Source organism: Lentilactobacillus sp. TOM.63 (assembly GCF_030361045.1).
In the GTDB taxonomy this organism is placed as follows: Bacteria; Bacillota; Bacilli; order Lactobacillales; family Lactobacillaceae; genus Lentilactobacillus; species Lentilactobacillus dabitei.
On record NZ_JAUCAP010000005.1, the window covers coordinates 57535 to 72437 of the forward strand.

The 14903-nt window shown below is 43.3% G+C and carries 10 protein-coding genes, 1 tRNA gene and 1 rRNA gene; 3 read left to right on the forward strand and 9 right to left on the reverse strand.

Annotation, left to right across the window (positions count from 1 at the left end; translation table 11 throughout):
- Window positions 1-2 precede the first annotated feature (2 nt).
- Window positions 3-1520: an ABC transporter permease/substrate-binding protein gene (locus QUF07_RS01840; protein WP_289426663.1), complete on the reverse strand. Its 1518-nt coding sequence runs from the start codon at window positions 1518-1520 to the stop codon at window positions 3-5.
- 109 nt (window positions 1521-1629) lie between these two features.
- On the opposite strand from QUF07_RS01840, the gene QUF07_RS01845 reads away from it, so the two are divergent.
- On the forward strand, window positions 1630-2604 hold the full coding sequence (locus QUF07_RS01845; protein ID WP_217162392.1) for a polyprenyl synthetase family protein: 975 nt from the start codon (window positions 1630-1632) through the stop codon (window positions 2602-2604).
- Between the two features lie 20 nt (window positions 2605-2624).
- On the forward strand, window positions 2625-3182 hold the full coding sequence (locus QUF07_RS01850) for an RBBP9/YdeN family alpha/beta hydrolase (protein WP_217341571.1): 558 nt from the start codon (window positions 2625-2627) through the stop codon (window positions 3180-3182).
- A 213-nt stretch (window positions 3183-3395) separates the two neighbouring features.
- Here QUF07_RS01850 and QUF07_RS01855 read toward each other — a convergent pair whose 3' ends face one another.
- The 5 genes from QUF07_RS01855 to QUF07_RS01875 form a co-directional block, all read right to left on the reverse strand.
- The gene (locus QUF07_RS01855; RefSeq protein WP_289426664.1) at window positions 3396-4100 is read right to left on the reverse strand and encodes an SGNH/GDSL hydrolase family protein; all 705 of its coding nucleotides are present in this window, start codon (window positions 4098-4100) and stop codon (window positions 3396-3398) included.
- Between the two features lie 182 nt (window positions 4101-4282).
- On the reverse strand, window positions 4283-6022 hold the full coding sequence (cydC, locus tag QUF07_RS01860; protein WP_289426665.1) for a thiol reductant ABC exporter subunit CydC: 1740 nt from the start codon (window positions 6020-6022) through the stop codon (window positions 4283-4285).
- Window positions 6019-7749 (reverse strand): thiol reductant ABC exporter subunit CydD, encoded by a 1731-nt coding sequence (gene cydD, locus QUF07_RS01865; protein ID WP_217162410.1) that lies wholly within the window; start codon window positions 7747-7749, stop codon window positions 6019-6021. Before cydD ends, cydC begins: the two co-directional genes overlap by 4 nt.
- A 214-nt stretch (window positions 7750-7963) precedes the next feature.
- A complete protein-coding gene (gene cydB / locus QUF07_RS01870) occupies window positions 7964-8977 on the reverse strand; it encodes a cytochrome d ubiquinol oxidase subunit II (protein ID WP_217162412.1) in 1014 nt (337 codons plus the stop codon).
- Entirely contained in the window at window positions 8970-10421 is a 1452-nt protein-coding gene (locus QUF07_RS01875; protein ID WP_289426666.1) for a cytochrome ubiquinol oxidase subunit I, read from the reverse strand. The genes cydB and QUF07_RS01875 overlap by 8 nt, the downstream gene beginning before the upstream one ends.
- Window positions 10422-10768: 347 nt before the next feature.
- Here QUF07_RS01875 and QUF07_RS01880 point away from each other — a divergent pair, with 347 nt between their 5' ends.
- Complete coding sequence (locus QUF07_RS01880; protein ID WP_289426667.1) at window positions 10769-12397, forward strand: NAD(P)/FAD-dependent oxidoreductase; 1629 nt, start codon at window positions 10769-10771, stop codon at window positions 12395-12397.
- Between the two features lie 77 nt (window positions 12398-12474).
- Here the strand turns inward: QUF07_RS01880 and ltrA are convergent, their stop codons facing one another.
- The 3 genes from ltrA to rrf form a co-directional block, all read right to left on the reverse strand.
- The gene (gene ltrA / locus QUF07_RS01885) at window positions 12475-13872 is read right to left on the reverse strand and encodes a group II intron reverse transcriptase/maturase (protein WP_289426668.1); all 1398 of its coding nucleotides are present in this window, start codon (window positions 13870-13872) and stop codon (window positions 12475-12477) included.
- Between the two features lie 620 nt (window positions 13873-14492).
- Window positions 14493-14565 (reverse strand) — tRNA-Thr (locus QUF07_RS01890).
- A gap of 73 nt (window positions 14566-14638) precedes the next feature.
- A 5S ribosomal RNA gene (gene rrf / locus QUF07_RS01895) occupies window positions 14639-14755 on the reverse strand.
- Window positions 14756-14903 lie beyond the last annotated feature (148 nt).

Sequence of the window (14903 nt, forward strand, 5' to 3'; positions counted from 1 at the left end):
AATCACTCCTTTATCAAATGATGCTGGACCAAATAATGACGGGCCACGCTTGCAGGAGATTGATCTAACACATTCACTTCATAGTTCATCTGCTGAATCTGTCTCTCAGAAATTTTGCCAGCCAACTTATTCAAGCTGCTAACTGCTTGGGGATGCTTCTTGGCAAAATCTTGAGTCATCAACGGAGCCCCCTGATAGATCGGAAAAACATGCTTGTTATCTTGCAGGACAGTCAAATGATATTGACGTAATTCGCTGTCCGTCGAGTAACAATCGATCAGGTTAATCTGATTATCGTGAATCGCTCGGTATCTCAGTTCCGGCTCCATCCCTTTCACTGGGAACTTAATGTGATACCGGCGTTCAACCAATTTCAAGCCATCCTTTCGATCCATAAATTCCATGCTCATTCCGGCTTTTAATTTCCCTTGAACCTGCTGTAGATCTTCGATGGTCTTGAGATGATATCGCTGGGCGAATGACTCCTTAACCGCGATGCCATAAGTATTGTTATAGGCCATTGGCTTCAAATAAGCCATATGATCTTGTTGTGCTAACTGTTGCTTTCCCAAACGATAAATGGCCGCTGGGGTCTTGGGCGTGACCGACGAGTGCGTCAGCGTCTCCAACACCGTCCCGGTAAACTCAGGGTAAATATTAATTTGATTGCTCTTTAACGCACTGAATAAAAAGCTCGTCTTGCCAAAGTTGGGTTTGAGTTCAACGTCCAGCCTTGGATCTTTAGCGGTGATTAAATCCTTGTACATATTAATCAAGATTTCGGGTTCAGCCCCTAGCTTACCTGCGATGACGACTTTTTGATTAAGTTGAGAAACGGCCGTGTAGCCAGCAAAGCTACCACCAATGACCACAATTGTGCCAATTAGGATCACCACATTTCTGAATTTCATTTTTTGCAAAATTGTAATGAAATAAGACATCACAATCGCTAATAAAGCAGCCGAAATGGCCCCTATCAGAATCAAACTGGTATTGTTGCGGTCAATTCCCAACAAAATAAAGTTACCAAGCCCACCTGCACCAATCAAGGCAGCAAGGGTTGCGGTGCCGATAATCAGCACCATCGAGGTACGAATTCCTGAAATGATAATTGGCATCGCCATTGGCAGCTCAACTCGAAATAATTTTCGCGAACGTGACATCCCCATGGCATCCGCAGCCTCTTCTGTCGATGGATCAATCTCAGTAAGGCCGACATATGTATTTTGAAAGATTGGCAGCAATGCGTACACCACCAATGCAATGATAGCCGGAACCGTTCCGATCCCAACAAACGGAATCAATAATCCCAATAAAGCTAGGGATGGAATTGTCTGCAAGACACCGGTCAGCTGCAGGATTACCTGAGCCACCTTGGGATACCGGCGGACCCAAATAGCTACTGGAATCGCAATGACCACCGCAATTAACAACGCCCAAAATGAAATGGCCAAATGTTGACCAAGTGCTTGGACTAAAGCAGCTTTCCGATCCATAAAGGTTTGAACAAAATCGAGCAATTCTCTCACTCCTTAAATTCAAACTTGGCGCGTTGTTCAATTGACAACTGCCCGTTGAATTTGTATCTTAGATGTTGTAGTTAAAATTCGTTAAAGATTGAGGTATCTCATGGTTCATCAACTCTGGCGTCAATTCCCACACATTCAAACAAAATTAGCTGATTTGCAGCCTTACCTGTTAACAGCAGTCAGTCTCAATAACCAACCTATTCATCATAAAGTTTTACAATTGCTTAAAGCAAGTGGAAAGCTCCTCCGGCCTGGATTTTTCTATCTATTTTCTGAGTTTGGTCAGCCAACCGATCCCAAAACACTCCGATCTGGTGCTGCCGCTCTAGAACTACTTCATGTGGCGACCCTGATTCACGACGATGTGATTGACCAATCTCCTATTCGTAGAGGGGTTGCGACAGTTCACACTGAATTCGGTCAAAAAAATGCCATCTACGCTGGAGACTATCTATTTACATGTTACTTCACCGAGGTCTTAAAGGCTACGCAAGATCCAAAAAACATGCAACGCCACGTTGAGGCCATGCAAACTATTTTGAACGGTGAACTGGATCAAATGAGCTATAATTATAACCCAAAAATGAGCAAAGCCGATTATTTTCATGAAATTACCGGCAAGACAGCGGAACTATTCAAATTGAGTTTTCAACAGGGAGCTATTTTGACCAACGCACCGACTCAGCTTGTGACACTCGGCGGCGAGATTGGCTTGAAGATTGGTCAGGCCTATCAAATTCTGGATGATGTTTTAGATTATCAAGGCAACACGAAGAAGACCCGCAAGCCGGTTTTGGAAGATCTTCAATCTGGTGTCTATACCCTACCGCTCATTTTAGCCAATCAACAAACCAAAGCACTAAAGCCATTACTGGCAAAGAAACAGCAGCTACTCCCCTTGGACATCTCAGAAATCCAGCGCCTCGTGATTGAATCCGGTGGGGTCGCAAAGTCACTTGAGATTGCTCATCAGTTGACATCAGAGGCGTTGGATCTGATTTCTCAATTGCCCGACCAACAAGCCAAAGTTGACTTGAAAGCGCTGACCCAATTACTTCTCTCAAGAGATCAATAATCGTGAATTCAGGTGAAATTATGTCAGGATCAACTGTATATATGTTCCATGGTTACACATCATTTGCGGCAGACCACTGGTTCCCATGGCTTGAAACCCAAGTTGAAGAAAACTTAGGAATTCCATTTAAGAAGCTGAATTTTCCAGATTCCTACCACCCCACAGTTTCCGCGTGGAATAACTATTGTGACCAAACCATCAAATCCCAAGACGGCATAACGTTGGTTGGTCACAGTTTGGGTTGCATTCAAGTACTGCATTACCTGGAAGCCCACGACATTCACCATATCAACGTTCTGTTAGTTTCTGGATTTGATGAGCCCATTTGGACGATTCCGGAACTAGACGGCTTCACCGAACATCCGGTCGACTATTCCAACGTCCTCCCCAAAATTCGGAAAGTCACCGTTATTTCCGCAATGGATGACCCAAGCGTACCTTATCAGTACACCCTGACAATGGCCCGCCATTTACACGCCAAATATGTGTTAGTTCCCCATGGACATCATTTTACTGACCTGGGTGACGATAAAACCTTGCCAATTGCATTCGAAGAATTGGCAAAGCTCGTTGAATAACCAACATATGCCGTTAATTTGTATCCGCCCCGACAAGATTTGTAGCGAACGAGCAATCCTTGCCATTCTTATATTGATAAAATTTGCGACAAACGGCAGATCCCAGAATTTAAGCAAAAAAAGTAATGCATTTCAAAACCAGAATGCATTACTTTTTTCATTTAAATTCTGGGATCAATTTGCCTTTCGTCCCCATCTCGAATTTTTGAAACATCAATTCAAGACATCTGAAACTTTCCTCACCAATTCGCGGGTATAGTAACGGGCCCCGGTCAAATCAACATGAACCCGGTCACTGGCAAACCAGCCAGAGTGACCTTTACTGGCTTTATACCAATTGACTACGTGTACATTAGCATGTTTTTTAGCATTTTTAGAAATTAGCCGATTGGTTGTTGCTTGCCAATGACGGGGAACTCTGGTATTAATCCAAAAGATCTGCCGTTTTTGACCAACCGTTTTCAGGACCGAATCGATATCTACTTGAGTTGGCGGTCCATTTGTTCCTAAGTTGATAACGATATATTTGCCCAGATGGCCATGAGCTTTGAGGTCCCGAACAATTTTAGGTAACGAATAGAACTGGCGGCCAACCGAACCGTTCACAACACTATGGCGGAAAGCTTGCTTAATATTGGGCTTGACATCCAACATCACGGAGTCCCCAATGGCGGTGATCGGCGTTTTCGATGCTGTTCGAGTTTGCAGCTTCGTCAACTTGTACTTGCCAGCGACCTTTTTTTCACGTTTAGTTAAGTGAATGTTCGCAGTTTTTTTCGTGCGGGTATTGGCAGAAGCGTTCGTGTCAGTTAAGTGGCTGGGGGCACTAGCCGTGATAACCGTGAGGATACTTAAAGCAATGATCCCCACAATGCCGACGATCAGATAACGACTGAATGAGTGAGACTGTTTTTGCATTTTAACTCCTTTAATGATCATCCATATAAATTTGAACTATGAACCATCATACAGGAAATATTGAATTTCGCAAGCTGCGTCTTAACCCCATTCAAAACAATGATTGCCAGGCAGATTGAAAGTGAATTCAAAAAAACACATAGAATCAATGCTTCGACTTCAAGCTGCTTTGGCAGTACTCTTTACTTCCCTCTGTCTAAATCGTACAGCTGCCTGAACCTTGGCTCTTGCTGATACAATTCCTGAGGGGTTCCCTGCATATCAAAGCGCCCATTTTCCAAGAATCGTACTTGGTCGACGTGGGCAATTCCTGCCAAATGGTGAGTAACCCAAATAATCGTTTTATTGTGGAGCAAGTCAAACACTTGATCTAATAATTTCTTCTCGGTAATTGGGTCCAAACTGACTGTTGGTTCATCCAAAATGATAATTGGCGCATCCTGCAGCAAAATTCTTGCCAAAGACAACCGTTGCCGTTCACCGCCTGAGAATCGTTTACCAGCTTCTTGAACTTCGATATCATACTGGTCTGGTAATGATTCAATCAAATCTTTTAAACCAACCGCAGCGATCGCGTCTTTGATTTCATCATCCGTTGCATTTGTATTACCCAATCGAACATTATTCATAACAGTTGTATCAAACAAGTATGGCTGCTGATCCAAGATGCCAAATAGCGATGAACGAACTTTCTGCAAAGATGAAACATCCTTACCATTAGCCAATATTTGGCCGTCGTTAGGAATCAGATCCCCGACCAGTAACTTTAAGAAGGTGCTCTTTCCTGTTCCACTAGGTCCTAGTAAAGCAACCTTTTCACCGGGATGGATCGTCATTGAAATGTCATTGACGATGTTTCGATCACCATCCGGATATTTAAATGTCATGTTGGCGATTTTTAATTCTTTAAAATCACCCTCCAGCTGATTTTGGTCGACCTTTGCAGGTTGATCCGTATCAAGTTGGTTGACCCGCTCAATTGAGCGTCGATAAACCGGCCACTCCGAAAGTCCCTGACTCATATTGAGGAATGGTGAAACCGCCGGAAAAATGGCCAACGCAAACGCCGCAACCCAGTTTGCCAACGATTTAGTCGCAGTGAACGAGTTGGCTGCCCAGATCAATAGCGTAATGGTCGTTAATAAGACGACAAATTGGACAAAGAACGAGCGCCACCACTGGAAGTAATGGTCTTTCTTTCGCAGTTGAGCAATTTCTTTAATCGGCTTTTTTTGCAGATTGATGAAATCGTCATATCTGCCAGAAATTAGCCAGTCACCCAATCCGAGCACTTCATCCGTTAAGTTGGTATAGAATTCATGTTGAATCTGATGTTGTCGATACTCGCGAACGCCGTTGGTTGCCACAGAGGCAAGGGGCAGCACAATTACGATGACCCCTAGTAACAGCAACATCAATAAGCCAACCACCCAATTCAGTGAGCCGACCCCAATGACAATGAACAAGTACAACAGCCAGCCAATTACCATTGGGAAAACGGTTCTTAGATAAAGATTCTCAATATGCTCAATATCATCTGCCAGAATACTCAAAATATCACCGGTCTGATGCGATCGTTGAATCGCCGAAGCTTTGCGCTCGACTGTTTGATAAAGTTTCTTTCTGAAATCAGAAACGATTTTGAGAACCCAGTTGTGACTCGTTAGCCGCTCAATGTACCTAAATGTTGGCCTGGCAATTCCAAATGCCCTGGCCAAAACAACGGGTACATAAATATAAATGATGCTTGAGGGCTGTCTAGCGGCCTCACTAATCAGGTAGCCGGAGTTGAACATCAACGCTCCACCTGAGAAGAAAGTCATAAATCCTAGAAACAGAACCAAAATTAATAGGCCCTTATACTTTCTCAAATAGGGCATTACCCACGTGTCATTGGCAAACGTTTCTCTTAATCCTTTCATAGGTCGGACGCCTCCATTTCTGAACGCAATTTAACATAATCGCCATTCTTATGGGCAAGTTCTGCAGGCGTTCCCTGTTCGACCAATTTGCCGTGATCCATGACGAGCACGTAATCCATTTCACCAATCCAATGAAGGCGATGGGTTGCGAAGAATACCAAGTGGTCATTGAAGACTGGTAGAATATCGGTTTTTAATGCCGCTTCAGTTTCGATATCCAAATGAGCAGTGGGCTCGTCAAACAGTAAAACTTTTCGATCAGTATCTAGGAATGCCCGCGCCAGTGCAATTCGTTGGGACTGACCGCCGCTCACCGTTCGCGCACCCTCACCAATCATAGTATCAAGACCTGCTGGCAATGTTTTTATCCATTCAACCAAGCCAGCTCGATGGGCAGCGTCCTCAATCGACTGTTTTGACGCATTATCCACATAAAACGAAATATTGTCAGCTAAAGTTGCGTGGAACAAATAAGGATTCTGTGGGATGTACAAGAAATTTCTCTGCCATGCCGCCTGATCCAAATGAGGTAACTTGTGACCGTCAATCGCAACTTGATCGGGCTTATCAGGAGATAAGAACCCTCCAATTAAGTTAATCAACGTCGATTTTCCAGAGCCCGAGGCGCCAATGATGCCAATCTTTTTCATCCCTTTGATTGTCACTGAAATCTCTTTTAATGCAGGTTGGGTCGTTTCGGGATAGGTAAAATTGACGTGATCCAGTGTGAGGATTGAGTCTTGACTCCACTTGAAATCAGGTAATTCATCCCGTTGTTTCATTTCCGGTTGATGCAGTACATCCAGAACGGCAGACATCGCATTTTTCCCATTTAAGGTTGCGTGATAGTCATTGGCAAAGTTACGAATTGGCAGAAAATATTCTGGGGCAAGCACTAAAATTGTTAGCGCTGGCAACAGCATAACTTTGCCATCCAGTAAATCAAACCCAAGGAAAACAGCAACGACCGCGATAGATAACGTTGTGAAAAAATCCAAAGCAAACGTTGAGGTCAACGCAATTCTTAGCGTGGACATGGTTTCAGTTCGATAAGATTCACTAACTGAATAGACATTGTTGGCATATCGCTTGGAGAGGCCCAACTGCTTCAGGGTTGAAAGCCCCCGCAACGTATCAACAAAGTGATTTGACAAGTGCTGATAACCTTCATATTGGCGATCAGCCTTGCTTTGAGCAGCTAAGCCTAAAATCACCATAAATAAAATAATAACCGGAAAAATGATCAATAGAAAAAGAGCTTGTTCCCAGCGAATAAATAAAATATAAATCAAAATTAACCATGGTGTGATCGACATGTCCAACATCTTGATAATAACTAGCATCAAATAAGTTTGAACTTGATCAATTCCTTCCAATGCCATTGTGACGATGTTTCCAGTCCCCTGTTTGTCAATTTCTGCCGGGCCTAACCGAAAGATCTTTGCCATCAGATTTTCACGCATATCACCACTTGTTTTTTCAACAAATGGAAATAGCACCCGGTTCTGCCACACCGTCAATAAATGGCGACCCAAAAAGGCAACCGTAAAAATACTGGTTGGCAAAATGATCGAACCGATTGGCATGAGGTTCCACAAATTAACAATTGCAATCGACAAATATCTGGCTTGAATAATAATCGCAATCGCCTGCAGAAAAACCAGAATTCCAAGAATGATGACATATCGTCTCATCCCTGGTAGATTAAATAAGCGTTTATCAATCAAAACTTCACTCCCCTAATCGTTCATACTGCCTTTAGTATAGTTAAAAATTGATCACAATGATATACATAATCAACGGAATTTGGGGAAATGGCGATTTCATTTACTTCAATAAGCCACTTTCTTGCCCCTTAACTAAATAACAGGTTGCAGTACGTCAAGACACGCACCACAACCTGTTATTTAGTTGATGTTCAAGTCATCACTTGTTACGCACTTATTGTTCTGCAGCTCTTGGTGACTTCAAACGCTTGTAGAATACCCAATAGCTCCAAATAAAGTAAATCAGAACAATTGGCAAAATCGTAAACGTCAAAATTGTCATCAGATGCAACGTGTATGGAGAACTTGATGCATTTTTAATTAAGATTGAGTTTGCACTATTATTAGCAATCATGACTCGTGGGAATAATCCATTGAAAATCAGGACAACTACGCTAATGAGTGATAGCCCACTGGCAATGAATGATGCCCAGTCGTGTTTTGCTCGAGCACCCCACCATGCAGCCAAGGTAAAAATAACCAAAGCAATCAAGATGGACCATGTTGAAACTGGCTTCTTAGCAAAGAAATCAGTAGTCAAGTAAAGCAGGATAACAAAGACAACTTCACCAGCAAGTAAGACCGGATAAAGAATCTTGCTCCATTTTTGAGCCCGATCACGAAGCTCACCAGTTGTCTTTAATCGCAGGAAGTTCAAGCCGTGGATGAAGCAAAGCAATGAAACTGCAACTCCACCAACTAATGAGAACCAATTGACATAATCAGTGAAGCTACCAAAGATATTACCATTAGCATCAATTGGCATTCCTTGAATCATGCTGACAAACATCATCCCAAAGAGGAACGCTGCACAGAAACTACCAATTGAAGCTGCCCATTCCCAGAAGTTTCGCCAAGTATCGGTTTGCATATTAGCACGAAATTCAAACGAAACGCCTCGGAAGATCAAGGCAACCAAAATCAGGAACAACACCAGATAATAACCGGAGAATAATGAAGCGTACCACATCGGGAACGATGCAAACATCGCACCACCAGCGGTAATCAGCCAAACTTCGTTACCGTCCCAATGAGGCCCGATTGTTTGAATCACGACATCCCGTTCATCACGATTCTTTGCGAAGAACCGAACAGCCATTCCAATCCCGAAATCAAATCCTTCCAGGAAGAAGAATCCACTGAACAGGACACCAATCAACAGAAACCAAAGTAATTGCAGATTAGTCATTATGAGCCGCCCCCATTTCATAAGGATCTACTTTGGAAGTCTTTTCAGGCTTAGATGAATAGCCATCAGTCGTCACAAAATCCGGTCCTTGCTTGAGGACTCGATGACTCAAAATAATCATAACTGCCCCAAGTGATGCGAATATCAAGAAGTAAACGATGTTCGTAAACATGAGGCTTGCGACGGTAGAAGTTGGCGATACGGCATCCGCAATTGTTAATAGCCCGTAGACAACCCAAGGGTAACGACCAAATTCAGTGATGAACCAGCCACAGGTATTAACGATAAATGGTAACCATACCATGAGTCCCATTACGTACAAGAACCAGCGTTGCCTCATAATGCTTTGAGACTTCTTACGATTGAACCATAAACCAATGATTGCCACTAAGCCAAATAAGCCAGCGGAAATGGCCATAATTCTGAAGCTCCAGAACAAGGTTCGAGTTGGTACATAATAGTTACGAGTTTCCCCGTTCTTGTTATACTTAGCCTTTAATTCTTTGTTGACCTGTTCTTGGCCTTTAAAGGTACCATTTAAGCTATGATGCCCCAAAATATTAAGCACATAAGGAATTTCAATTGACCAAGTCTTTTGATGATTCTTGGTTCCTTGAGCCGCCGACCAATCACCTTTTTCGGTTGAATTCTTATAAATTCCTTCCATTGCGGCAAACTTCATTGGTTGATTATTAATCAAGTAACGAGTCTGCGTATCACCAGACCATACGGAACCCATGCAAGCAAGCAGCCCGATGATTAATGAAACTTTCATTGATTTGCGGTAGAAGTTCTCGTGATCCTTCTTTAACAGTCGCCATGCTGAACAGCCGGCAACCACAAATGCAGCCGTTAAGAATGCGCCAAAGATAACGTGTGGAAATTCATTCCATAGTTGACGATTCATAATAACAGCTGAGAAACTGGTCATTTCAACTTTGTGCTGAGCAGCGTTCATCGCATACCCAACCGGATTCTGCATAAAGCTGTTGGCAGCTAAAATCCAAAGTGCGGATAAAGTTGAACCAAATGCAGTTAACCAGATAAACAAACAGTGAATCACTTTATTGAAGCGATCCCAAGTAAACATCCAAAGGCCAATGAATGTCGACTCCATAAAGAAGGCCGCCAAGGCTTCAATGGCCAATGGCGCACCAAAGATATCACCCATAAACCGTGAATAATCAGACCAGTTCATTCCAAACTGGAATTCTTGGATAATACCAGTTACAACCCCCACAGCAAAACTGTACAGGAAAATCTTCCCCCAAAATTTTGCCATGTTCTTATAGACTTCATCTTTCTTGATAACGTAAACCGTTTCCATAATTGCAACGATAAAAGCTAAACCAATCGAAAACGGTACGAAGAAGAAATGGAAGACCGTGGTCATCGCAAATTGAAAACGTGATAACCATAACATCGAAAGTCCAACACTTAACATTATTATATCCCCCCTTGCAAAACACTAATGAGTTCCCTCACATAACTTCATTGTATATAGAAATGACTGAATATTCAAACTTTACTATCATTTAATTATCATTAATAGCTTATAAATTATCAATACAGTAAGTATTATGTAACTAATCTTTAGAAAGCGCTATTTAATCGATTAGATCAACGTTTTAGTTTTGATTAATCGATTTCAGTTCAAGATTGGAATGGCTTTCATTAGACAATTCGCGCTAGCCCTCTTATACTGATGGTGATAAGAAACGTTTATGCTATCATTCATTCTTTGTATATTTAAGGGATCTTATCAGTTTTTATTAGGGGGAGGAATATTTCATGACTAAAAATATCGTTGTTATCGGTGCTGGCTTTGCTGGGGTTTACGCTACGAAGAAACTTGCCAAGCATTTCAAGAGTAACCAAGATGTTAAGATCACATTGATCGACAAACATTCATTCTTTACCTATTTAACACGACTTCATGAAGTTGCAACGGATCGGGTTAATCCCAACAGTGTTCGGTATGATTTACAAAGGATTTTTCACAAGCAGAAGAATGTCAAACTTGTCACCGATGAGGTTATTTCTGTCGATAAACAAAACAAGTTAGTTACTTGTAAAAATGGCACCTACCCATTTGACAGCCTGTTAATCAGCTTAGGTGGTGAACCTAACGACTTTGGAACTGCCGGAGTTAAGGAAAATGGCTTTACACTTTGGTCGATTGAAGACGCAATGCGGTTGAGAACGCACATCAAAGAAACGATTGCTAAAGGGGCAATTGAACGAGATCCACGTAAGCGACAATCCCTGCTAACGATTGTTGTCTGCGGTTCTGGTTTTACTGGTGCCGAAACTGTTGGTGAGTTGATTGATTATAAGAAAGTGCTTGCCAAAGAAAACAAGATTGACCCCAACGAGATCAAAGTCATTTTGGTTGAAGCTGCTCCAACGATTATTAACATGCTTGATCGAACCAACGCGGCCCACGCAGAAGCTTACATGAAGAAGAACAATGTTGATATTCGACCTTCATCAATGATTGTAAGTGTTAATAAAGATAGTGTTGATATTAAAGATCAAGATTCTATTTCAACCAATACACTGATCTGGACTGCAGGGGTTAAGACAAGTTCAATTGCTGATAGTTTCGGAATTGATGCTGGTCACGGTGGCCGATTAGTCACCAACCAATATTTGCAGGCTAAAGGATTTGAGGACAATAGTATCTACGTTGCTGGTGACGATGCCGCTGCGACTGAGCAAGGCGCTGAACGAGCTGTTCCCCAAACTGCCCAAGAAGCTGAAAACGAAGCCGTTGTGACCTCAACTAATATCGCCGCAGATATTGACGGTAACCACAACTACCTGGAATTTCACGATAAGAACATGGGCTTCACGGTATCATTTGGTGCCCGTTATGGAATTGCCCAAGTGTTTGGTGGTAAGCGAATCCGAGGTTGGATCGCAACTATCATGAAGCATGGTTCCAATTTGCTTTACTTCTGGCGAATTCGTTCTGGATACTTTATGTTCAACTATATTTTGGACGAGTTCTTTAGAGCAAATGATAATCGAACAGTGTTTGGTGCTCATACTTCACGGAGGAGTAACGTTCTCTGGAGTGTTCCGATGCGCTTGTTCTTCGGACTTGCTTTAATGATTGACGGCATTAGTGCGCATTATCTCATTACTGGAAGCGGTGGCTTGGCAATGTTTGAAGCCATTCTTGGCTGCTTAATCTTCTTGGGGCTATTCACGTGGATTGCCAACCTCGCCGTCATTGTCTTATTCTTTGCGGCAATGATGTCCTGGCCAACAACTTGGATTCTATTTGTGGCCATTGCTTTGATGAATGGATCAGGTCGGTCATTTGGATTAGATTACTGGTGTGTTCCTTGGTTACAAAAAGCTTTGGGCAGATCTCAATACGGGATTCCGAAATCACTTTATACTGAAAAATGATCTACGCAATCGAGTAGGAGGTAGCTCACGCTACCGACCTCTCACACCACCGTACGTACGGTTCCGTATACGGCGGTTCAATAACTTAAACGTTTTGTTTCAATTGACTGGAGTGTCTTGGACAGATTTATGAGTCCACGGCGTTCCAGTCTTTTGTTTGTAATGGTATATGTCAGTGTTTTGGAATGCGCTGTCCGCCAGTAACTTTTTCTGGTTTCCGCAAACTTCCAAGCTTGGTTATGCATCATGCCTAATTTCATCAGAGCTTTTGCTCTGGTGGCCGGCTTTTTCCACATTTTCCAAATATACTGGCGAATTCGCGAGCGCAACCATTGGTCAATTTGCTGAACGAACGTCCGCATTTCGCCAATGCTGTAGTATTGCAGCCACCCACGCATCTTTTGGCGAATCTCTCTGAAAATCACATCGAGTTTTCGCCCTCGATTACGTTTAGTCAATTGCTTGAGCGCCAATCGAACCCGCCGTTTAGCCTTTTGACTAGGACGAGCATAGGCTCCTTTGGAATTGACCCCTAATGAGAAGCCAAGGAAGTTCAACCGCAGGGGAGAACCAACCTTCGTTTTCTTTTGGTTGACAGTAACCTTCAACGTCTTCTCAAGGAACTTGGTAATGCTAGCCAAAACCCGATAACCAGCTCGCTTACTTTTGACGTAAATGTTACAGTCATCGGCATAGCGAACAAATTGGTGACCACGTTTGGTCAATAACTTATCCAGCTCATTGAGGTAGACATTGGCCAACAATGGAGAGATTGGTCCGCCTTGCGGCGTTCCCTTTTCGGAACACTCAAACAGCTTGCCATTCATCACCCCACTAGTTAGGAACTGACGAATGAGATGCAATACCCACGGATCACTGACATACTGCTTCATGAACTTCATCAGAAGATCATGATTTACAGTGTCAAAATAAGCCTTTAGATCCAAGTCAATCACGTAGTGATAACCCTGGTCGTAAAGTTTAGTGACCCGTTGAATGGCATCCTGAGCACTCCGATGGGGCCGGAAGCCAAAGCTGCTGTCTGAAAAGACTTTCTCAAACATTGGCGCCAAGACTTGAGCGACTCTTTGTTGGACAATCCTGTCCAGCACGGTTGGGATACCCAGCTTTCGCATTGACCCATCCGGCTTGGGGATTTCCACCCGTTTGACCGGTTGGGGCTTATACGTACCATCACGCAGGGTGGCGATAAACTCATCACGGTGCGCTTTCAAATATGGGAGCACTTGGTAGACGGTCATGCCATCAATACCGGCAACTCCTTTATTACGTCGGACCCGTTCGTAGGCTTCATTTAGATTCCCGCGGGACAGGACCAACGCTTGAAACGAAACGTCATTTCCGACTGTGCGTTCACCAGAAGCGGTGCTACGCACCCCCGCTTGCTCTTGACCTTCCAGGTCTACCATCCGTTGGCGGCCAGACTCTGCTTCTGTTTTCTGCGATTGTCGCACTGCTTCCACCTCCTGTATCAGTGAAGATTATTATTGTTCGGCCCTTCGTTGCTAAACAACTACTATGGCCTCGGCTGACTTCTGAACTGCTCGGCCAGTCATTGCTGACTGGTTTGTTCTGTCAGATGCATTCCGCTTCTGTGCCAGAACGTGCAATTCAGATCTCCCCGGGTAAGGACGCTAACTTTCGTGCCATGCAGCCGCTGGCTTTACCGCTACTTGCTTCGAGTAGTATGAGGCTTCAGTTTGTTATGCAACCTTACCTCCAAGTAGTGGCCTTATAGCCAGTTCTTGTTCATCGGTTCAGCACTTTGCCTTGGACTTCCTTCAGATTCCGCCTCACGGCGGACACCCTTGTCCTTAGCTCGTAGTTCCTACTACTAAGGCCTACAGTGGACTTTCACCACCTAGTTAGCGCCCATGCCGGGCGCACTGACAAAAAATGCTCACCTTAAATGGTGGGCATTTTTTATCGATCATACGATTTTAATTTATGAGACAAACGTACAGCTATCCTCAGACAATCTTGGCTTTAATTTGAACAATTTTTTAGGCATCACAATTCGGAGTTTTTGACAGATTTTAACGTTTTCCAAATAGTTAGTTCGATTGACTGGTTAAGCCGTTTCCGGGATTTGAACCCGGGACCTCTTCCTTACCATGGAAACGCTCTACCTTCTGAGCTAAAACGGCAAATAATTATCACAATAATAATGATGATAACAAAAAAGCCTCTGATAGTAAATGCTATCAGAGACTCAGGTTAGCGTGGCAACGTCCTACCCTCGCAGGGGGCGATCCCCCAACTACTCTCGGCGTGCAGAAGCTTAACTGCTGTGTTCGGCATGGGAACAGGTGTATCCTTCTGGCTATCGCCACCACACTTCTTGCTGCTTGAAAGAACTTCGTTCCCTCAAAACTAGCTAATATTAATTTTCTGCTTTCAAACACCATTTCTACTTGGTTAAGTCCTCGACCGATTAGTATTGGTCCGCTCCGTACATCGCTGCACTTCCACTTCCAACCTATCT